This is a genomic window from Pseudoalteromonas sp. TAB23 (assembly GCF_000498075.1).
Lineage (GTDB): Bacteria > Pseudomonadota > Gammaproteobacteria > Enterobacterales > Alteromonadaceae > Pseudoalteromonas > Pseudoalteromonas arctica.
Genome location: NZ_AUTP01000316.1, coordinates 1 through 21,544, shown reverse-complemented (window position 1 = coordinate 21,544; position 21,544 = coordinate 1). Strand labels below are relative to the sequence as shown.

The following is a 21,544-nucleotide window of genomic DNA, read 5'->3' as shown; positions in this document are numbered from 1 at the left end:
ATTATTGATACTAACTGCGTTTTACCACCCGTTGCATCGTTAACAGCGGTGCGTGAGTCGGCGCCACTGACTGCAAAACCTTGCGAAAGAGCTGACGCTATATTGGCAATACCTAGCGCTCTAAATTCTTTATCGGCGTCTATGTCGTAGCCATTTTTAGCAGCAAAGCTGCGGGCAGTTAGCATCATACTAACAAAGCTCACGATGGCTAAGTTAAGTGCGGGGACCACTAACTCACGAATAATCCCTAAATCAAAAACAGGGGTATTAAAAACGGGAAGCCCGCCAGTTACGGTGCCAATAGTTTTTATATCAAGTTGTTTTAAATCAAAAATCCATACTAAAAGCGCACCAAAAGCAATGGCAAACATAGATGCAGGCCACGTGGGTCTTATGCGCTTCATGACAAAGTAAATCGCCAGTGTTAACAAAGCCATTAGTAAGGTGGGAACATGTGTTTGCGCTAGATATGTGGGTACACCACCTAGGCGTTCAAGTAAGTAGCGCTCATGAAAGGTAAAACCGAATACTTTAGAAAATTGACCCACAATAATAGTGATAGCTACGCCGTTTAGTAAGCCCATTAAAATAGGTTTAGATAAAAAGTCGGCTAATACACCTAACTTAAATTTACTGGCTATAAAGCACCAAAAGCCGGTCATAGCGGTCATGGTGACAACAAGTTGCCAATGCTTAAAGCTGTCACCTGCAGCAAGAGGTGTTACTACTGCTGCAATAACGGCGCAGGTGGCGGCATCAGGGCCGACTATTAATTGTTTAGAAGTGCCAAAAAGCGCATATAGCATCATTGGCAGTATGCAAGAATATAACCCTACAGCAGCGTTAACACCGGTTAGTTGTGCGTAAGCAATGGCAACCGGTAAGGCAACAGCAGCTACTGATAGCGCCGCTCTTACATCATCAGCAAACCATTGTCGCTCATAGTGCAACAATGTATCTAAACCCGGCATAAAATTATATAAACGCGACAGCACTTCAGTATCCTTGCTAATAGTTACAACGTTTTGATAGTAAATTTAATATTCAAATAAGTATAGCTAGGAGGGAGTGTTTTTTACGTAATATAAAGCCACTTTTTTATAGACGTAAAAAAGCCTGCATAAAAGCAGGCTTTAGTTTCCAGGGAAAATTAAAATTTAGCGCGAATACCAAAGCTGTAACGGCGATCCGCTTCAGTGTACTTCCAAGCACCACCTAGTTCAGATAGGTAGATTGAAGGCTCACCCGTTAAGTTGGTCGCATTACCTACTAGCGTAATGTTTTCGTTAATATCCCAGCTTGCAGAGAAATCTAACTGGCCTCTGTCGTCACGGTAGTTATTACCGTAAACAGTGCCTTCTGCTGAAATACTGCCGTCTGAGTTAATATTTTCTACGCGTTTCTCGTTTTCAGTATCTAAGAAACTGTCACGGTAGTTATAAGCTATACGAGTAGAGAACCCTTCGTATTCCCAAAATACTTGTAAGTTGTACGTATTTTTAGAAATATCTAATAATGGGTTGCCGTTTGGTTGTTCGCTGTCTGCATACGTGTAGTTTGCATTAACACCTAAGCCAGAAAATGCACCCGGTAAGCTTGTGAAGAACTGTTGGTAACCAACTTCAAAACCTTGTACTGAGCCGTTTTCACCGTTTACATTTTTAACTGTATCAATACCCGTTAGTCCTGCGTCACGCAAGCCTGCAACATGGTTAAAGCCATCTATATCTACAGGGTAGTCAGTCGCATCTGAGTAAACTAGGTTGTCTTGAGATACACCTGCAACGTCAAGCTGACATACTTGGTTCCACTGAGTTACGTTTTGACCTGTTGAAGTGCTTGATGCTGCTACACAGCTACTTTCGTTACTTAAGAAAGACTCAACATCTTTATAAAATACTGCGAAAGATAGTACGTTACCTTCATCAAAGTAATGCTCTACAGATAAGTCGTATTGCGTTGCACGGTATGGTTCTAAATCAATAGAGCCTTGCGTTGCACCTGTAATGTCGTTATTAACGTCAAATGCAGGGCTTAGCTCGCTAAAGTCAGCGCGGCGCATAACTTTTGCAGCAGCAAAGCGGAATAATGTTTCGTCTGAGTAGTTATACGTAACGTTTAAGCTTGGTAAAAAGTCGCTGTAGTCATTGTCACCAGTTACTTTTTCGCCATTAAGAAATACGCTTGATTCTAAATCTGTAGTCACATAACGACCACCCACAATCGCAGTGATGTTATCAAAGTCTAAGTACGCTGATATGTACACAGCAGCTGTATCTTCAACTACGTTACGGTATGCGCTTTCTTGGAACTCTTGGTTATCTGAAAGACTCCCCGTTGACGCTAGGTTAGTACCTGCAAGTAACTGCTGAAGTTGAGCGTAAGTATTTGCAGGGTTAGATAAACCGTTGTAGCTTAAAAACGTTAGTAGGTCATTTTGTCCCGAATGACCTAATTGGTCAAAAGAGTTGTCGTGTCTAACTGTTGTGAAGCTATTTGAAAAAGCAGCGTTGTAGTCATCAACCCATAAAGTAGCTAATGAACCATCTGAGTCGTTAAATGCATTTTTGTAAATGTCTTTAATTTCTACTTTGTATTGCTCATATTCGTAATCGCGGTTAGTAACACGTACACCTGCTTTTACTTTAGATACCCAGCTTAAGCTGCTGAGAGGTTCAAACATTTCAACGTCAAAACGAATAGCTGTTTCGTCATTGTCTGTTCTTCTATCTTCACTTTTGAACGTACGTAGTGCTAAGTTTTGTGGGTCAGTAAATGCATTTGGATCTGAATGAATGATGCTTGGTAATTTATTACCGTCTTGAGAAAATGCACCATCATATAAATGATTTGTTAGCTGAGTTCCGCCACTTGCTTCAAATGTTGATTTTTCGATTGGGCGAAGTGTAAATTCAGAATCAGGTCTTACGCTTTCTGATGATGCTACTGCAATTTCACCAGAGATTTTTATACTGTCAGTAAGGTTCCACTCTGCACCAAGTGCATTTGAAAACGAGTCAGTTTCACGAAAGTCACTGTATGTTTTAGGGATACCAAATTCGTTTGTTAGCGTGTAATTATTTACGCCGTTAGCATCTTGAGTTGTATTTGCATCTGTTGATAACGAACCCGCAACACCTAATATAGAGTTACCACTTTGCTCACCAGAGCGTTTAGTGCCACTTAAATCTAGATACACCATGCCATTACCAGCTTGCGGTGCCCATTGAAGTGATAAATTTACAGCAGTACGTTTACGTTGTTCTACATATTGTTCAACACTGTGCTCGTCTCGTACGATAGCGTTGCCACTTGGTGTATTACCTTCTTGGCCATTAATATCAATGTCTTGAGGTTTAACACGGCTAGACGTTTCATCTTGACGAATTTCACGATCTTGATACGAAAACATAGCAATGGCACCAAAGGTACCCATTTCGTCAAAGTCCCAGTTGTTACCAAGTGAACCGCTAAAAATAGGCGCTACTTTTTCTGTTTTATCTGCGTATTCACCATCTAATGAAACTGCGCCAGTTAGTTTATCTAACTCTAATGGGCGAACTGTTTTTAAGCTAACTGTTCCGCCTAATGCACCTTCAATCATATCGGCAGTAGGAGACTTAACTACTTCTACTGTTTTTAAGAAGCTTGATGGGTAATCTTGTAAGCTAATACCGTCACGAGAGTCGCCAATAGTAGAGCGACCGTTTAATTCAACACGGTTTTGAGGTAAGCCACGAATCGAAACACTGTCACCCACACCAAAATCGGTATTAATAGATACACCTGTAATACGTTGCAGTGCTTCTGCAATATTATTATCAGGTAACTTACCAATGTCTTCAGCAACAATCGCATCTACAATACGTCCGTCAGTACGCTTAAGCATAGCGGCGGNAATAGTAGAAGAAGCCATTAATAAAAGGGCTGCTGCACTGATTGTTGTAGAGCTACTTCTTTTATGTTTATTAATTAATGTTGAAGTAATTTGATTGAGTTTCATGTATCTCTCCCGTTTGGGTACGACTTACGTCATTGTGTGTGTTGTTACTTGGTTTGGTTAACCAATTTAACTGCTGTTTCCCTGTAGCGTGTCATACAGGTGGTGTGGTTGAAATTAGTCCAATTCAGCTTTTATTACAACCTTTGTTTACCAAAAATTCACAATGTGTATTACAAAGTGTTCTTTTATTTTGCTTATATTTAATAAATTTAATGGCTTATGGTGTATTTTTATTTTTTATATTTTGAATGAGTTTTATTGAAGTATGTTTACCAAAGGCGTTTTTTTATATTATTTGTACTATTAAATACACTTTTTAGTGCTGTTTTTAAATTTTATGCCGTACTTTTATACGTATTTAGTTTGTTTTTTAAGTGATGTTAAAATAATGAGATGTTCATTAAAGGTTGGGTATGGCTTATAAATTTGCGAAATAGTAAGGAGTATAAAATCATTCAATTTTATTTTGGTTATTTGTTTTGGTAATACCAATTTTCTATTGTTTTTATATGAATTTTGTATTAAAGCTTACTGATACATATCTATATATGATTATAAATAGAGTGATTTTTGCGCAAAAAAAAGCCCAGCATATTAATGCTGGGCTTTCTTAGATTAAATATATTAGCTTTTTAACTCGCCTGTAGATGATTCTAAATGGGCTCTAATAAACCACTGAAATTGCTCTAGGTCAGCTAGTTGGCTGGTGATCATATCTTCAGACACCGGATCTAATTCAGAAAGAGTCTCAATTGCTTTGCGGTGATCGCCATTAACGCCGTTGTATACTTTATCAAGTGCGGCTAAATGCTCGGTTACTAACCCTTTACCTACTGAGTATTCGTTCCATGTACGACGATCTACAATTGATTTAGGCGTACCAACGGGCACTCCACCAAGAGTCGCAATTCGTTCTGCAATTGTATCTGTCATTTCGCGCACAATGTCTACTTGTGGGTCTATCATTTCGTGTACGCCAATAAAGTTAGGTCCCACTACGTTCCAGTGAATATGCTTTAAAGTAAGCTGTAAATCTATCAATGCAACCATGCGGTTATCTAGCGTAGCTATTGTTTTTTGAGCTGATTCGTCACTCATACCTGGCGCGGTAAATTTAGTTGTTTTGTTTGATTCGTTATTGTTACTCATAATTTCTCCTACATTAAGTAATGTGTTGCTCATATAATATGTTGCGTTATGAGCATGACTTAAACTTAATGAAGCAACTGTTATGCCGTAAGTTGATTGTTTTTAAAAGTGATTTAAAAACATGTGGTTATGTTTTTATTTAAGATTTTAGAGGCTGGAGGGGTGATTGAATTTTTGAAAAGCCTGCATACATTTGTAAAATCTGCAGACTTTAATCTAATAGCGCTTAAGTGTATTTAAACTTTGGCTATATATTCGTGCGCTTTTAAAACATCGAGCGGCACTATTTCTAATGATTTTTTATTTGTAGCTTCAAGTACCACTGGTGGCGCAACGTTTGCTGAAATAGCATGAAGCCATCTTACTGCACACAAGCACCATTTATCACCGGCTTTTAAACCTTCAAAATCGTAAAGAGGGTTTGGGCTTATTAAGTCGTTACCTTGTGATTTTGAAAATTGTAAAAACTCGTCAGTCATAATTGCACACACACTGTGATTGCCAAGATCTGATTCTGGTACATAACAAAATCCTTCACGTGTGTAGCCACCATTACCGCAACATAGTTTTAAACGTGTGCCAAGTACATTAAATTGATTCGCCATGAAATACCTTAGTTTGTGGTGTTTAATAAATTTACTCTATCAGGAGTAACTCGCTTGAGATAGCTATAAAACTTAAAAGAGGGAAGGGGGTCTACACAAACTTAAGCCCGCAGCAAAATTGCGGGCTTAGTATTATTTATTTAATACGCAGTGCCATACAATCGCTATGGCCGTTTATGATCATGCTTTTATCAACACGTACGCCACCACCAGAGTATTTTCCGGCGGCTGTAAAACTACATATTTGTACAAAGTAGTCATCTACTTTAGGCAGTGCAAATAGTTGTTGGTATATTTGGTCTTGCTCGGCAAAGTGCCCCATTGTTTTTTCTATAACTTGCTGCTGTTCATCAACAAGTTGAATATTAGCACCACAACGTCCTACTATTGGTTTAACTACATAACCGGTTTGTAATAACTCGTCGTTAAGCTCAAACGCGGTATTAAGTAAATATTTATGATTAGGGAATAAACTCCACAGTATTGGTAAAATAGCCTTGTTACTTGGGATCAATGTCCACAGCGGTTCAAATACCATCACGTTTTTACGCAGCAGTACATCGACTAAGCGTGGCGTTTCACCAATTTTGAATTGTGGTTCAAAGTTATCACCTAATGATTGGTCGGCTTCACATTCTTCACGAATTTGATCAAGTGCGGTTTCCCACGACCACGTTTTCCACACGTAACTCAGTTGTGCGCCATCTGCATCTACTATGTTGCCTGATTCATTCCAGCGAAGTGTGCTTAAGCCAATTACTAACTTACACTCAAAGCCCGCGGCTTCAATGGCTTCTTTCATAAATAATGCGTGATAATGCTCTTCTGGTTCATCATCTTGCAGAATATGAACAAGACCTTTTACTTCACTTTTACGCCATGCTTTTACGAGATCTTTAAATAAATTTTGGCCTGCATCTACACCTGTTTTAACACCAAAGTGTTTTGCCCATTTACCCTGAACTTTGCCGCTCTCCATATAACACGATGCCGAATCGCAATTGTATTCGTAAACTTTTAAACCTGCTGCTGTTAAAGCAAAGTCAAACCGACTGGTAATTAATTGGTTTAAGCGGTTATCCCACGATTGGCGAATTTTATTAATCACAACATCGGGTAAATTAAACTTTTTTAATAACTCAGGGTGCTGCAGTACATAGTCGGTTGCATGCATAAATAAGCCATGCAGCTCATTTGTTGCATGCTCAATGCTTTGCTGCGCCGTTTGAGATATCGCAAAGTAATTATGCTGATCCTCAGCTACTGATGTAAGTTTATGGCCTTGCATCATTTCTACGTAGGCAGCTTCATCGTCATTCGCAATATTTAACCATGACTTGTTTGCTTGGCCTGTATCTACTGCTTTATGGGCTTCTATAATAAATAAATCAGTGTTTAGCTCAGACGTTGGCTCAGCATATTCTGTTTCATCAGTTTGTGTCATCCAGCCTAAAATAGTGGCGTCGCTGTAAGAGCACTCAATCCAATAGTCGCCATCTTTAGTTACTTTTGCTTTTAGCTCACGACACCAGCTTTGATCTTTTGGCCATATTTGATGCCCTACATTTTGCTCAGCAAGACGTATTTTATCTTTATGCACTTCAACAACGACAGCAACATGGCCTGTTTCTTCAAACTCGCCGCCTTCTTCCCATATAAGTAAGCTACCTACTTGAGGATGATGTTTTGCACCATTTTTAAACGCGTTTAGTGGCAATCTGTTTTGGCTATTTACATCGCGCACTGAACGCAGCTCAAAAATATCGTAAGCCATAGCAATATCATCAAAAATATAGCTATGGTTGAGATACATCCATCGACGTGCAAACTCAACGCATTGCCATTTATAGCCCATATAAATGCCATCAAGGTAACTACGATAGGCGCTACGATTAGGATAAATGCTTTCGTCAGCCGTATCATAATCAGATGAATACACAGCAACATTACCAGGTGCATAACCTAATAAGGTACCAAAATCACTAGCAGGAGCAGAAGATTTCATAAACAAAGATGTTCAAAATAAAGGTGTGATAATTTGCTGACTATATGAGCGAAACTGCGTTATAGCAAGATATAAAATATGTTTTTACGAAGGGGGATAAGTAAAAAATTACTCATTCATTAAAGAGTGAAAATACGGGAGAGTACTTTTACTAATAGTGTTAGGTTTGGTGCTTTTTTGACTTGTAACTGTTTGAAAGTTATTGATACTTTTGAAGTGATTATTACTGTTTAAATCTCAACTAAAAAATGGAGAAGCTATAGGTAACTTCTCCACTTTTATTATTCATATTTAGTGATTTTTATAATATGTAAAGCAGGTTAACGCGCTGCTAAATCATTTCAGCATCTATATGGCGTATTAGGTTTGATACCCAATTAACATATTGGCGGTGAATTTTTTTGCCGTTGTAGTTTAAGTTAATAGAGTCTTTATAGTTGATTGAGTATGCCGTTTTTTCATATGCAATATCGACAGTTAATTGGTGTGTGCGAATATCCAGTACACCTTTTATTTTACCTTCACTCATAGGCGTACACTTCCAACCAAGCTGAATACATGCCTTTAGAATACCTTTTTCTACGTCAGCTTCACTGTTGGTAATTGTTGATGTTTGTGGAATAGGGTTTTGTTCAAAGTCTCTTACTGCAACAGATGTTGAACAACCAGCAAGTACAGTAAGTGCTGCCGCTGTAAGTAAAATTGAGTACTTTTTCATAATAATCCTTTGTTTTAATTTCATCCAATTGTGTTGTCTCGCCAATATATGCGCGCTTAGGTGAGATTATCGGTAAATTTATAGATGAGTGCCAGTAGTAATTAGAAAATTAAGAGAGTTAACCGAGATTTATCTCGGGTATTAGCTTTATTTATGAACTAGTTAAAGTTGAATTATTTAAGCTATAGACCAAGGGTTAAAGCAAAATTATGTGTTGAAAGATTTACGTGAGCGATGACATGTTTTGAGGGAACGCTCTTTCTTTATGTTTTAAATTACTCCTATAGTCGTACTTTAGTTAATTTTTTGTTAAACTATTGCGCTTAGTATGGATTGAAGTCAGGGTGTGTTGCTCCTTGGTGGTTGAATTTGCAGCAGTATGTTTGGTTTTTAGGCAAGGCAGAGCCTACGTAGTGCGGTTATTCCTCATAAATAGGCGATAACGCAGCATAAATACCAAACATGCGCTGCCCAAAGGGTTCTTTCTAGGGACGATTAACTCTTTGTTACTCGGTTTTTACTTAGCCCACTAGGTTACAAACCTCGCGCCGCGATTTAATCGCCCCTAGATTGAACAAATTTCAATCCACAAAGAGCAACACGCCCTAGTTAAAAGTTTTTAAAACAGGAAAAACAATGGAAGACATAATAAACAACATTGATATTAATCAATATTTACCCGCTGCAATTACGTGGGCAACCAACATATTACTGGCGATTGCAATTTTACTTGCGGGCTTATGGTTGGCAGGCAAAGTACGCAATTTAATTATTGGCTTGTGTCATAAATACACTCATCTTGATGACACGCTTTTTCGCTTTTTAGGCAGCATGGCTCGCTACATCATATTAGCGTTCGTTATTATTGCTGTATTAAATCGCTTTGGTGTACAAACAGCCTCTATTATTGCTTTGCTAGGTGCTGCGGGGCTTGCTATAGGCTTGGCGTTACAAGGTGCAATGTCGAACCTTGCAGCGGGCGTTATGTTGCTTGTTTTCAGACCTTATAAAGTGAATGACTTTATTGAGGCAGCAGGGCGTTTTGGTAAAGTAACAGAAGTAGATATGTTTACTACTATTTTACAAACATTCGATAACCAACAGGTTATTATTCCAAATAGTCAAATTTGGGGCGCGCAAATTATAAACCATTCACATCATCCAATTCGTGGTGTGGATATGCATTTTGGTGTTGCTTACGGTGAAGATACAACGGCTGTACGTAAAGTTATAGATGCCGTACTTGCAGCGCACCCACACATACTAAAAGATCCAGCTCCTTTTGTTGAAGTAGAAACACTTAACAACAGCTCAGTAGACTTTTTAGTAAGACCTTTTTGTAAGGGCGAGCATTACTTCGATATTCTTTACACTGTGCCAGAGTTAATTAAAAAAGCACTAGATGAAAATAATATTGAAATACCTTTCCCACATCGTAAAGTTATTTTAGTTAACGAAAGCAAAGATTAACTAAATTTAAAATGATTTAAATCTAAGAGCACTTTTAAGTGCTCTTTTTTTGTCTGAAAAAGTTACATACCTGTGTAACTTTTTCTTTTATAAACCACCTCAAATACTACATTGTTATCTGTACAGTCCTTTTTTACTAGGTTAGATGGCTGGTCTTTATTTTGCATTTGCATAGTCGCTTTTAGTTTTAAAGCTCATAAAAACTATTGACCCATTAAATCAAACTGTATGAAGGACTAAACATGGCTGAATCATTTAAATACTCAGGTAATAAAGGGCATGGCGGTGAATTGCATCAAAAAGCGTCGGATGAACACCCTACCATGACCACCGCGCAGGGCTGCCCTGTAAGTGACGATCAAAACTCATTACGTGCAGGAAAGCGTGGCCCAGGATTATTAGAAGATCACATAATGCGCGAGAAGATCTTTCACTTTGATCATGAACGCATTCCTGAGCGTGTAGTGCACGCTAGAGGCTATGGTGCACACGGATATTTTGAAACTTACGACACGCTTGAAGATTTAACCTGTGCAGATATTTTTCAGCGAAAAGGTGAAAAAACCCCAGTATTTACTCGTTTCTCTACAGTTGCAGGTAATAAAGGGTCTCCAGATTTAGCACGTGATGTACGTGGTTTTGCGGTAAAATTTTATACTCAAGAAGGAAACTGGGATTTAGTGGGTAACAATATACCGGTATTCTTTATTCAAGATGCGATGAAGTTTCCTGACTTAGTTCATTCAGCTAAAGCCGAGCCAGATCGTGGTTTTCCGCAAGCGCAAACAGCACATGATAACTTTTGGGATTTTGTGAGCTTATCGCCTGAGTCAATGCACATGGTTATGTGGGCAATGTCTGATAGAGCTATTCCGCGCTCTTTACGCTTTATGGAAGGTTTTGGCGTTCATACCTTTAAATTTATTAATGCCAAAGGTGATGAAAAATACGTTAAGTTTCACTGGAAACCAAAAGGCGGCATGCAATCAGTTGTGTGGAACGAGGCGCTTAAATTAAACGGCGCGGACCCTGATTTTCATCGCAGAGATATGTGGGAATCTATTGGTAATGGCGACTTCCCTGAGTGGGAGCTAGGTGTACAGGTGTTTGATCAGCAATTTGCTGATGAATTTGAATTTGATGTTTTTGATGCCACTAAGCTTATACCTGAAGAGCAAGTATCAGTGCAAATTGTTGGCCGTATGGTGCTTGACCGTGTTGTAGACAACTTTTTTGCAGAAACAGAGCAAGTAGCATTTTGTACTCAAAACATTGTACCGGGGCTCGACTTTACACCCGACCCGCTACTGCAAGGTCGTAACTTTTCATACTTAGATACTCAAACTAAGCGTTTAGGTGGTCCTAACTTTACGCATATTCCGGTCAATGCGCCTAAATGTCCAATGCGTCATTTTCAGCAAGATGGCCACATGGCAATGCACAATCCAAAAGGGCGTGTTAATTATGAGCCAAACTCATGGAGCGGCGACGAAAACAACCCGCGCGAATGCCCAGTACATGGCTTTAAAAGCTCAAGCGAGCCTGAAGTAAGCGGCGGTGATAAACTGCGTTATCGCTCAGAAACATTCAGCGATCATTACAGTCAAGCCCGTCAATTTTATTTAAGTCAAACAGAGGTAGAGCAGGCGCATATTCAATCTGCGTACGTGTTTGAGCTGTCTAAAGTTGAGCATTTACCAATACGAGAACGTTTGGTATCGCACTTGTTAAATATTGACGAAACCCTCGCAAATAAAGTTGCCGAAGGACTTGGCTTGCAAGAAATGCCAGACCCAGCTGAAGCTGCTATGCCAACACGTAAAGACTTACCTGTATCTGATGCGTTAAGTATTTTGAAAAATGCGCCCAACACCTTCAAAGGCCGCAAATTAGGTATTTTAGTGAGTGATGGCTTTAATGCAGAAATTTTTGAATCGGTTACCAATGCACTTAAAAGTGAAGGCGCAAACTTTGAAATTATTGCCCCACAAGTTGGCGGTGCCAAATGCAGTAAAGGTAAGCACTTTAAAGCTGATCAGGTTATTAATGGTGGTCCATCGGTTTTATACGATGCGGTACTTGTACTCACCACTGAAGATGGAGCTAAAAAACTAGCTGCTATTGCAGAAGCTAAAGACTTTGTAAGTGATGCGTATGCACATATGAAATACATAGGTTTTACAAGTGAGGCTAAGCCATTATTTAAAGCCGCAGGGCTTGATGACAAAGCAGATGATGGTTGGATTGATTTAGCTACCGTATCGGGCGAGGCATTTATAGAGTCATTACGTAATTTACGTTTTTGGCAGCGCTAAGTATTTATTAGAGCTATTATTTAATTTATATATTGTTTTAAGGTCAGTCAATCTGACCTTTATTTAAAAACTTTAGTGCTTATTACAGACAGCATTTAAATCAGTTTTAATAACATGGATTCAACAGCGAGGTGATCACTATGTCAGTTTCGGCAATACCAAAAGGGTTTCATTCAGTTACACCATATTTAATTATGAATGACGCACAAAAAGCGATAGATTTTTATTGTGATGCATTTAGTGCTGAACACGTAATGCAAATGCCTTTACCTGATGGTGGAATAGCCCATGCAGAAATAATAATTGGTGATTCGCATATTATGCTTTCAGATATTGGTTCTGAAGAACATTTAAAAAGCCCAAAAGAACTCGGTGGTACAGCGCTAAGCCTTATGCTTTATGTTGAAGATGTTGATACCGTATTTAAAAAAGCAATTGAGCTTGGTGCAACAGAAATAAGACCCGTACATGACCAATTTTGTGGTGATAGGACCGGCACGATACAAGACCCATTTGGTCATATATGGATCATTGGTACACACAAAGAAGATGTTAGTGACGAAGAGTTAAATAATCGAATTGGGAATATAACAAATCAAGAGCAAGACGCATAACTCGCATGCTAATTAGATTTATGTACCTTTCTAATTACGTTGATGGCTTTAATGGAAGGCTTGTGGCTTGTGGCTTGTGGCCTGTGGCTTTTGCTTCAGCTCATCTAGGTTTTGCCTTGTTATCGAAACCGTTTTCTTACCTCAAAATAGCTCACTTAATTAAGCGAATTGGTATAAATTACTAGTTAAATTTTAGGCATAAAAAAACCTCAGCCAATAATTAGCTGAGGTTCAAAAAGTGGTACCAGCGGCCGGACTCGAACCGGCACTCCTTTCGGAAGGGGATTTTGAATCCCCCATGTCTACCAATTTCATCACGCTGGCATAATTTTTCTTTAATCTTTTAAGCATAAAAAGATAAAGAAAAACCACTTAAAATAAAAAGGATACTTATATACCTCTTATTCTGTATCCGCATTATACAAATAAAAGAGGGGGCGGCAAGCCTTTTCTTTTATTTGCATAAACAACTGGTTGATAATTAATCGTTTATAGCAAGGGTACTCCACAGGTAATTTTTTTAAGTCTTTTTGGGCTGATATATAAAGCGAATATTTTGGGTTATGAGTGCTATTAAATTTGTTATGCGATTGAATAAATAAGCAATTGAACTATTGATAATAGTTAATCGTATTACAATAATTATTCCTGCTTTATCCCGATGTTGCGATCAATTCAGGTATTATTTGTACAACAAGGTTTTTAAGACATTATATATGACTCAATTAAGTGCCAAACAGAACATTCAATCGATTGTGAAAGCAATTAAGGCAGAGGAAGCATTACTTCGTCAAAAGCACCCATTACTTGCACATCAAAATACCTTAGGGTTAATTATTTTATTGCTATCGCTTAGCGCATTAATTGGTGTTGGTGTTTTATATTATTTAGGCATCATACCTGCTTGGGTATGTATAGTACTTGCGGCTATTGCAGCGTCTATTTCCCATGAGTTAGAGCACGACCTCATACATAAACAATACTTTAGTAATCAGCCTTTCATGCATAATTTTATGATGCTGACAGTATGGTTAATGCGGCCAAATACTATTAGCCCATGGTACCGACGTAAAATGCATTTACACCATCACAAAACCTCAGGCACACAACAAGACCTAGAAGAACGCTTGGTGGGTAACGGTATTAAAAATCCATTTTTACGTGCGCTAGTTATTGTAGATGGGTTATTAGGGTTAGTTATTTCTACTAAACGTTTTAGAAAAGAAATTAATGGCTTTAGTTTTTCGAGTGTTTTTAATGCGGGATTTCCGATAGCGACTGCGTATTTTGCTGTTTTATACAGCGTTATTGTATTTCATATTGTTGATTTATTTATACCACTTTCACTAAATTCGCCTAGCTGGTTGTTAAGTACAATGAATGTGTTCGAGTTTTTAATGGTTGTGCTCATTGTGCCTAATATTATTCGCTCAAGCTCGCTTAATTTTGTTACCTCAAGCATGCATTACTATGGCGGCGTTAATAACATGCTTGAGCAAACTCATGTACTAACGAGCCGTTTATTTATGCCGTTTCACTTGTTTTGTTTTAACTTTGGTAAAACGCATACTATCCACCATTTTGTGCCAAATCAGCCGTTTTATTTACGTCAAATGCTAAGTGAAAAAATACTTAAAGTAATGGCGCAACACAACGTGCGCTTTAACGATTTTGACAGCATAAAAAATGCTAACGCATTTAAATAATTACCCCCAACATAAGGGGATGTTCTACATTGCTATTCTTATTTTATAGTTTGAATAGCAATTATGTACCAAGCCTATTACTCGTTAACTTCTTCTATCCACCACCGCGCTTATTAAAACTCACTTTACGTGCGTTGGTTGACTATTCAATGCCATTTTTAAATCAATAAAAACAAAAATGGTAGGCTTAATTAGCGCTAAATCTTCAAACTAAAAATAGATAAAACCAGTGAAAAGTGAAGTGGCCCCCCATAGTTGGGCATCTAGCTTAAATGGGATTGATTATTGTAGAGCCTTCAGTAATAGTGGTTATAGAGCGAACTAATTATGTTCTCAATAATACATAAGGGCTCGTGCTCATCAATATTATAAAACCAATAAATATAATAAGGACAAACAGGATGAAAAAATCACTAATTTCAATAGCGCTGGGCTTTGCTGCCCTTAGTGCGCTCAATGCCAATGCAAACATTGATCAGCAAGTTAAAAAGATAGAGCAACAGGTTATTGATTGGCGACGTGATTTTCATCAAAACCCTGAGCTTGGAAATCGCGAAACCCGCACAGCAGGTATCGTAGCTAAGCACTTAAAGTCGCTGGGTATGGAGGTACAAACGGGGATTGCTTATACAGGCGTTGTGGGGTTATTAAAAGGCGCAAAGCCTGGTCCAACAGTAATGCTACGTGCAGATATGGACGCGCTGCCAGTTACTGAAAAAGCCGATGTTGATTTTAAATCAACTAAAACCACTAATTACCGTGGTGTAGATGTAGGCATAATGCATGCTTGTGGGCACGACACGCACGTGGCCATGCTTATGGGCGCTGCACAAGTGCTTGCAAACATGAAAGATGAGCTACACGGTAATATTATGTTTGTATTTCAGCCTGCAGAAGAAGGTGCGCCAGAGGGGGAAGAGGGTGGCGCTGAGCTAATGCTTAAAGAAGGCATATTTAAACAATACAAACCAGAAGCTGCTTTTGGGTTACATATAACATCTAGTTTGCACAGCGGTAAAATTGGTTATAGAAGTGGCCCTGCAATGGCCAGTGCAGACCGATTTGAAATAATTGTACATGGCAAGCAGGCACACGGCTCTGCACCGTGGACTGGGGTTGACCCTATTGCTGCTGCCGCGCAAATAGTAACTGGCGTTAATCATATTGTTAGTCGCCAAATTAACATTACCAAAGAGCCCGCTATTGTCTCGTTTGGAAAAATAGCGGGAGGCGTACGCAATAATATTATTCCTGAAGAAGTAGAAATGGTGGGTACAATTCGTAACTTTGATATGGATAATCGTGCACAAATATTTGAAAAAATAAAAACCACAGCCACGCACATTGCTAAATCGTCAGGTGCTACTGCAGAGGTACACATTCACGAAGGTTATCCGGTAACGATTAATAACGCAGAGCTAACCGCGCAAATGTTACCTAGTCTTAAAAAAGCAGCGGGTAATGAAAACGTAGTTGAAATGGGAAAAATAACCGGCGCAGAAGACTTTTCGTTTTACGCATTAGAAGTGCCGAGTGTATTTGTATTTTTAGGCGGCACACCTAGTGAGCAAGATTTAAATACAGTGGCTAGTAATCACTCCCCTTATTTTTATGCCGACGAATCATCGTTTAAAGTAGGCACTAAGGCGCTTAGTCTATTAGCCATTGATTATTTGAACGCACATTAATACCAACTCGCAATAATACATAATCAATTTGAGGGATTAAACCGCACGTTAACTTCGTTAAAAAATTCTCATATAGAACAACTAAATAACGAATTTTTTGCCTTGTTATCGACACGGTTTTCTTACCTCAAAATAGACAACTTAATTAAGCGAATTGGTATGAAAATAATTTAGACGCACCACGTTACGCTATTAGCTTAACGTGGTATTGCTGTTTTATTTAAAACATCGGATCATGTTTGTAGCACTTGCTCAACGTTGAAAATCACTCTCAAAAATTAAAAATCTAACCGAATATACAAATGAACCGGCGAGCAGTTTTTTTATATTTTAAAAATAATGAATCGATATTGCCGGTCTTATATCTCGATTCAATCTTCATAAGCATTAAGGATTTAAATAATGGAAATTACTGGAAGCTGTTACTGTGGTGAAATTAAATACCAGGCAAAGTCTCAAAATAACAATGCACTTGTTTGTCATTGTAGCGATTGCCAACGTATGTCGAGCGGCCCATTTAGAGCCGTTATAATTGCAGAGCCAAACTCGGTAGTATTTACCCAAGGTGAGCCAAAAGAGTTTGTTAAAACAGCTCAAAGTGGTAACAAGCGTGCGCAAGGTTTTTGTGGCACATGTGGTACAACACTATATGCAACTAACGAAGCTAAAGCTGACCGTGTATATGGCTTGCGTATTGGTGCGGTTGATCAGCGTGATCAGTTTACGCCAACAGCACAAATTTGGTCTAAATCGACGCTTAATTGGCTTAACGAATTACACCAAGTGCCTTCATTTGAAACCACACCACAAAAATAAGGTAAGCCAGGTAATGAACTCACTGATAAAAACCGCTTTTTTAGCAAGCGCATTAATTACCGGCAGTGCATTTGCAGCTTCGAGTAATGTCGACTTTTTAAATGCAGGCAAAGCTAATTCTAACTTACCATTTTCGCAAATAGTAAAAGCCGGTAATACGCTTTATATGTCGGGGCAAATAGGTGTTAACCCTGTAACAGGTAAGTTGGCTACAGGCGGTTTTGAAGGCGAGGCTAAACAAACACTTGAAAATATTAAACGCACTTTAGAGCTGCATAACTACAGCATGAGCAACATAGTTAAATGTACGGTTATGCTAACTGACATAAATGACTTTAAAGCATTTAATGCTATTTATACTCAGTATTTTAGTGCGCCGTATCCTGCACGTAGTGCTTTTGCTGTAAAGGCGTTAGCGCTTGATTCTTTAGTAGAAGTTGAGTGTATAGGTGCTGTTTAGTTGATACTCAGCAGTATTACTTCTAAAAAGTAATACTGCTTTTGAAATTTTATATACAAAAAGGCTGTCTATTTGAGTAGTTACATAACAGAGGAAATATTATGTGTAGTTCACCTAAAAGCAGCCGAGCAGTTAAAAAAACAGCCATTAGTTTTAATGATGAGCTTACTCAAGAACAGCGTTTACGTTTTGCTGCAAAGGCTAATTTAGCGCAAGAGCGCCGTGAACAGCGTGAAGCAACTAATAAACGCTATGAGCAAAAACACACGAGCAACAAAACTTCGTCTGGTTTATTTTCGTGGTTACAGCAGCTAGTTAGCTGATTTAGCTAAAGTGGTGTTTTTACCACTGCCTAAACCACATAATGCACACAGTACTCCGGCAATAGCACACAGCCATAATGGCGCACTCCAACTGCCTGTTGTAGTGTGTAATGCACCAGCTAGCATAGGACCAATAGCCGCGAGCAAATAACCTACGCTTTGCGACATACCTGAAAGCGACGCTGCTTGTTGCGAATCATCGGTTCGTAAACTAATAAACGACAGCCCTAATATAAAACACGCCCCAGAGCAAAAGCCCAGCATTAGGGTCCAAACAAAAGCAAAGTTAGGCATGTAAAGTAGCCCCAATGCACTGAGTGCACTCAGCATGGCTAAAATAAAGCTAAGCGCGCTTTGATCTTTTAATTTGGCAAGTAACGGAATTAATATTAAACCCGGTAATGCAGTCGCTATTTGAAAAGCCCCATGATAAGCACCTGCTTGCGTGGCACTTTGGCCAGTTTCGATTAATATACTGGGTAACCACGTGATAATTATATAATTTAAGAATGAGTTTAAGCCCAGCAGTAGGGTAATTTGCCATGCTAGTAAATAGCGCCATACACTTTTTGACGTGTCAGCGTGTTGAGCAATACTCGCGGGTTTTGTGTGCTTACTTAATTGCGAGATCCATACAATAATACTCGCCAGAGTAATAAGAGCTGATGAGCCCAGCGCAAGTTGCCATCCTAATCCGTTTAACTGACTAAGCGGAAATACCAAAGTGGAAAACCCACCCGATACCACGCCCATAGTAAGCACGTAGGCTGAGGTCATTAATGCAACCTTTGCAGGAAAGTCGCGCTTAATTAAACTTGGTAATAATACGTTTGCAATGGCAATACCTACACCAATAATAGCGGTGCCTACAAAAAGCATGGCTGAGGTATTTATTACCCGCGCTGCAACCCCTGCAAGTATAAATAACAAAGCCACAAACAAGGTACGCTCTAGCCCCTGCTTTTTAGCAAGAGTTGCGGCCATTGGCGATACAACCGCAAAGGCAATGAGTGGCAATGTTGTTAAAAACCCAGCTTGCGATGCGCTAAGCCCAAAGTGATTAATAATTTGTTCAAGCACAGGTGCAATACCTGTAAATGTTGCACGTAAATTTGCGGCAATAAGTAATATGCCAAGCACAAGTAATATGCCAGCAAAGCGTGATTTAGGTGTGTTATTTAACAAAAGGGAAGACCATTAAAGCTAATACTTAATGGGCGCTAGTATAAAGGCTTAGCAAAAACTATAATTTAGAGATAATGACATTAAATAACTAAAAACAGACAAAACTATGTTTGATGCAATTGGCTGGGACGACATTAAAAATTTTGAAACTATGGCGCAGCCCATAATAGCCAAAATAGAGCATGCCCATGCAAGCCACGAAATACCACTGCATACCCATCCTAAAGGGCAATTAATTTTAGCGCTGCATGGTTATGTAACGTGTGAAGTGTCGGCCAAAATGTGGATGGTGCCTACGCACAGTGCAATTTGGATCCCAGCACAAAAGGTGCATAGTAATAGGGCGTCTGATAACGCGCAGCTTTGTCATTTATTTATAGATAGTAGTAAAAACGGTATGCCGCTAAATACCTGTACGTTAGCCATTACGCCACTGGTTAAAGAGCTAATGTGTGAGTTGGCTGGGCATAATCAGCACTATACTTTAAATAGTAAAACATCGCGTTTAGCGCAGGTGTTGTTTGATCAACTTATTGAAATGCCCGTACAGCCACTGGATTTTGTATTATCTAAAAACGAGGTAATTCAAACTATGAGCGATCAGCTTATAAACAAGCCAAACAATCGAAAAACACTACCACAATGGGCTAAGCAGTTTGCATTAACTGAGCGCACATTAGCGCGGTTAATTAAAAAAGAAACCGGTATGACATTTGGAAAGTGGCGTACGCAATTACATATAATTACAGCCCTAAAAGCGCTTTCAGATAAGCAAAGTGTGCAGCAGGTGTCGGAGTTACTAGGGTATGAGTCGGTGAGTGCATTTATTACTATGTTTAAAAAAGTGATGAAAAAGTCGCCCATGAAATACATGAGCGACTTAAATCAATTAAATTAGCTTAGCCTTTAAATCAGTTTAGCTCTTAAATAAGCATTACCACGTATAAGTTGCCGAAAGCATCGCGTTACGAGGTCTACCCGGGAAGTATCTGTCGCCGGTAAAACTGGTGTAATCGGCGCGCTCTGCATAAGCCTCATTAGTTAAATTAATAATGCGGGCAAGCACTTCAAGGTTATTAGTAACTTGCCACTGTGCGCGTAGGCTTAAAACATCATGCCCTTGGTATTTATTTAAGTTTTCTGGGTCGGTGTAGTAGTTACCAACGCGATGCCATTGCAAAGCAAGTTGCGTATTGCTGAGTGCTTGCCATGTTAAATCAAGATTAGCAATATTACGCGGCGCGGTATCTATGCCGTTACCGTTTATATTTAAACCGTTAAGTATTTGGTTGTTAGTATAAGTATGCTTTGCGTGAGTGCCTGCAAAGTTAAGCGCAAGCGACTTGGTGAGCTGGTAGTCAAGCTCAAGCTCAATACCACGATGGCGAGAGCTGCCATTATTTACCGTAAAAAAGTCAGTATCGCGGTAAATCGTATTGTGTTTACTCATAGCGTAAAGTGACACGCCATAACGTAGTTTTTCGTAAATTTCTTTAATACCCAGCTCTGCATTATTGGCTATTTCGGCGCTTAAATTTGCAGTGGTTTGCTCGCGTTGTAATTGGTATAGCTCAGCCGCTTGTGGCGCTCTGTAACCGCGAGAAAAGTTTGCATAAAGCGTGTTATTTGTATTGTACTGATAACTAACCCCAAGCTTTGGCGATAAATTACTAAAACTATTTTTTCCACTTTCAGGGCGGCTGTATCGGCAGNAGCCACCAAAGCCGCATTCTGTGCCATCGTCTTTTGTTCTACCTGCAAGCATATTATTGGTGTAGTCGTACTGCATATGCTCGTAGCGCACACCTGCGGTAAGTAACCACTTATTTAATTGCCAATCAATAGATGCAAAAGGGGCATAAAGCGTGGCGTTTACATCGTAATCGTAATGCTTACCTTGTGGCACTGTAGCAACTAAAAATGCAGAACCTTGAGTGGGCTCATTTTGGCTTTGAGTAAAGTCGGCTTGCGTGTATTCGCCATCAAGCCCTAGGTTTATTTTTATATTACTTTGTAAATTATGTTGATAAAGCGATTGCACACCAAAACCAGTTTGACTGTTTTTTTCAAGCGGTGTGCCGGGTAAAAAGTGCTTAAAAAAGTCCATGTTTTGGTCGCGAAAATATAACGTAGTAGAGAGCACATCGTCGTTATTTAATTGCCATGTTGCATTGCTCCATGCTCTAAATGCGCGTGCTTTTCTAAATGCGTCTGGGTCAAAGTTTTTTTGCGCGAGGTCTTCGTTTTTATAGCTTTCAAAGCCCGTAATAAATCCCGCAGTTTGCTGATCTAGGTTTGTGTAAGTAAGCCCTGAGGTAAGTAATAAATTATTATTTGAATAGCGATGGCGAATATTTACTTTTTGTTGCTCTACGCTTTCGTCGTCGCGGTAACCGCTATCGTCGGTAACACTTGCGTTAATGCCTATGCCGCTGTTGCCGTAATCTTGTCCTGCACGTAATTTGTAGCGAGTATAACCGTACGAGC

17 protein-coding genes and 1 tRNA gene are annotated in these 21,544 nt (G+C 39.1%); 9 read left to right on the top strand and 9 right to left on the bottom strand.

The annotated features are described in order from the left end of the window. From L654_RS0120765 to L654_RS0120725, 6 genes are all read right to left on the bottom strand, one after another. A partial coding sequence (locus L654_RS0120765) for a SulP family inorganic anion transporter (RefSeq protein ID WP_024608949.1) occupies positions 1-995 on the bottom strand: 995 nt, incomplete at its 3' end. A gap of 155 nt (positions 996-1,150) precedes the next feature. Continuing rightward, on the bottom strand, positions 1,151-4,003 hold the full coding sequence (locus L654_RS0120760; protein WP_024608948.1) for a TonB-dependent receptor: 2,853 nt from the start codon (positions 4,001-4,003) through the stop codon (positions 1,151-1,153). A 624-nt stretch (positions 4,004-4,627) separates the two neighbouring features. Continuing rightward, complete coding sequence (gene dps, locus L654_RS0120750) at positions 4,628-5,152, bottom strand: DNA starvation/stationary phase protection protein Dps (protein WP_010553097.1); 525 nt, start codon at positions 5,150-5,152, stop codon at positions 4,628-4,630. 236 nt (positions 5,153-5,388) lie between these two features. Then, positions 5,389-5,757, bottom strand: a complete 369-nt coding sequence (locus tag L654_RS0120735; RefSeq protein ID WP_007581464.1) for a DUF2237 domain-containing protein — start codon at positions 5,755-5,757, stop codon at positions 5,389-5,391. Positions 5,758-5,893: 136 nt separating this feature from the next. Then, positions 5,894-7,762: a bifunctional glutathionylspermidine amidase/synthase gene (gene gss / locus L654_RS0120730; protein ID WP_024608947.1), complete on the bottom strand. Its 1,869-nt coding sequence runs from the start codon at positions 7,760-7,762 to the stop codon at positions 5,894-5,896. A gap of 331 nt (positions 7,763-8,093) precedes the next feature. Then, complete coding sequence (locus tag L654_RS0120725; RefSeq protein WP_024590252.1) at positions 8,094-8,480, bottom strand: hypothetical protein; 387 nt, start codon at positions 8,478-8,480, stop codon at positions 8,094-8,096. 636 nt (positions 8,481-9,116) lie between these two features. Between L654_RS0120725 and L654_RS0120720 the strand changes: the two genes are divergently transcribed. The 3 genes from L654_RS0120720 to L654_RS0120705 all read left to right on the top strand — a co-directional run bounded on the left by L654_RS0120720 (position 9,117) and on the right by L654_RS0120705 (position 12,879). Continuing rightward, a complete protein-coding gene (locus tag L654_RS0120720; RefSeq protein ID WP_010553100.1) occupies positions 9,117-9,950 on the top strand; it encodes a mechanosensitive ion channel domain-containing protein in 834 nt (277 codons plus the stop codon). A 242-nt stretch (positions 9,951-10,192) separates the two neighbouring features. After that, positions 10,193-12,265 (top strand): catalase, encoded by a 2,073-nt coding sequence (locus L654_RS0120710; RefSeq protein WP_024608946.1) that lies wholly within the window; start codon positions 10,193-10,195, stop codon positions 12,263-12,265. A 140-nt stretch (positions 12,266-12,405) separates the two neighbouring features. Further along, positions 12,406-12,879, top strand: a complete 474-nt coding sequence (locus L654_RS0120705) for a VOC family protein (protein WP_024608945.1) — start codon at positions 12,406-12,408, stop codon at positions 12,877-12,879. Positions 12,880-13,118: 239 nt separating this feature from the next. Here the strand turns inward: L654_RS0120705 and L654_RS0120700 are convergent. Next, positions 13,119-13,203 (bottom strand) — tRNA-Leu (locus tag L654_RS0120700). A gap of 392 nt (positions 13,204-13,595) precedes the next feature. On the opposite strand from L654_RS0120700, the gene L654_RS0120695 reads away from it, so the two are divergent. The 5 genes from L654_RS0120695 (at position 13,596) to L654_RS0120675 (ending at position 17,872) form a co-directional block, all read left to right on the top strand. After that, a complete protein-coding gene (locus tag L654_RS0120695; protein ID WP_024608944.1) occupies positions 13,596-14,585 on the top strand; it encodes a fatty acid desaturase in 990 nt (329 codons plus the stop codon). 401 nt (positions 14,586-14,986) lie between these two features. Beyond that, entirely contained in the window at positions 14,987-16,273 is a 1,287-nt protein-coding gene (locus L654_RS0120690; RefSeq protein ID WP_024608943.1) for an amidohydrolase, read from the top strand. Positions 16,274-16,675: 402 nt separating this feature from the next. Beyond that, positions 16,676-17,089 (top strand): GFA family protein, encoded by a 414-nt coding sequence (locus L654_RS0120685; protein WP_010553118.1) that lies wholly within the window; start codon positions 16,676-16,678, stop codon positions 17,087-17,089. 13 nt (positions 17,090-17,102) lie between these two features. Continuing rightward, complete coding sequence (locus tag L654_RS0120680; protein ID WP_024608942.1) at positions 17,103-17,549, top strand: Rid family detoxifying hydrolase; 447 nt, start codon at positions 17,103-17,105, stop codon at positions 17,547-17,549. A 101-nt stretch (positions 17,550-17,650) separates the two neighbouring features. After that, the gene (locus L654_RS0120675) at positions 17,651-17,872 is read left to right on the top strand and encodes a hypothetical protein (RefSeq protein WP_007581505.1); all 222 of its coding nucleotides are present in this window, start codon (positions 17,651-17,653) and stop codon (positions 17,870-17,872) included. On the opposite strand, the gene L654_RS0120670 is transcribed toward L654_RS0120675, so the two are convergent. Continuing rightward, on the bottom strand, positions 17,861-19,057 hold the full coding sequence (locus L654_RS0120670; protein ID WP_024608941.1) for an MFS transporter: 1,197 nt from the start codon (positions 19,055-19,057) through the stop codon (positions 17,861-17,863). The genes L654_RS0120675 and L654_RS0120670 overlap by 12 nt on opposite strands. A 106-nt stretch (positions 19,058-19,163) precedes the next feature. On the opposite strand from L654_RS0120670, the gene L654_RS0120665 reads away from it, so the two are divergent. Further along, a complete protein-coding gene (locus L654_RS0120665) occupies positions 19,164-19,955 on the top strand; it encodes a helix-turn-helix transcriptional regulator (RefSeq protein WP_024608940.1) in 792 nt (263 codons plus the stop codon). A gap of 36 nt (positions 19,956-19,991) precedes the next feature. Here L654_RS0120665 and L654_RS0120660 read toward each other — a convergent pair. Further along, a partial coding sequence (locus tag L654_RS0120660; protein ID WP_024608939.1) for a TonB-dependent receptor occupies positions 19,992-21,544 on the bottom strand: 1,553 nt, incomplete at its 5' end.

What these genes read in the sequence shown, in the direction of transcription:
- L654_RS0120725 (WP_024590252.1), bottom strand. Translation starts at nt 8,480, where the DNA reads ATGAAAAAGTACTCAATTTTACTTACAGCGGCAGCACTTACTGTACTT.
- L654_RS0120695 (WP_024608944.1), top strand. Translation starts at nt 13,596, where the DNA reads ATGACTCAATTAAGTGCCAAACAGAACATTCAATCGATTGTGAAAGCA.
- L654_RS0120705 (WP_024608945.1), top strand. Translation starts at nt 12,406, where the DNA reads ATGTCAGTTTCGGCAATACCAAAAGGGTTTCATTCAGTTACACCATAT.
- L654_RS0120735 (WP_007581464.1), bottom strand. Translation starts at nt 5,757, where the DNA reads ATGGCGAATCAATTTAATGTACTTGGCACACGTTTAAAACTATGTTGC.
- L654_RS0120710 (WP_024608946.1), top strand. Translation starts at nt 10,193, where the DNA reads ATGGCTGAATCATTTAAATACTCAGGTAATAAAGGGCATGGCGGTGAA.
- dps (WP_010553097.1), bottom strand. Translation starts at nt 5,152, where the DNA reads ATGAGTAACAATAACGAATCAAACAAAACAACTAAATTTACCGCGCCA.
- L654_RS0120690 (WP_024608943.1), top strand. Translation starts at nt 14,987, where the DNA reads ATGAAAAAATCACTAATTTCAATAGCGCTGGGCTTTGCTGCCCTTAGT.
- gss (WP_024608947.1), bottom strand. Translation starts at nt 7,762, where the DNA reads ATGAAATCTTCTGCTCCTGCTAGTGATTTTGGTACCTTATTAGGTTAT.
- L654_RS0120685 (WP_010553118.1), top strand. Translation starts at nt 16,676, where the DNA reads ATGGAAATTACTGGAAGCTGTTACTGTGGTGAAATTAAATACCAGGCA.
- L654_RS0120720 (WP_010553100.1), top strand. Translation starts at nt 9,117, where the DNA reads ATGGAAGACATAATAAACAACATTGATATTAATCAATATTTACCCGCT.
- L654_RS0120675 (WP_007581505.1), top strand. Translation starts at nt 17,651, where the DNA reads ATGTGTAGTTCACCTAAAAGCAGCCGAGCAGTTAAAAAAACAGCCATT.
- L654_RS0120665 (WP_024608940.1), top strand. Translation starts at nt 19,164, where the DNA reads ATGTTTGATGCAATTGGCTGGGACGACATTAAAAATTTTGAAACTATG.
- L654_RS0120680 (WP_024608942.1), top strand. Translation starts at nt 17,103, where the DNA reads ATGAACTCACTGATAAAAACCGCTTTTTTAGCAAGCGCATTAATTACC.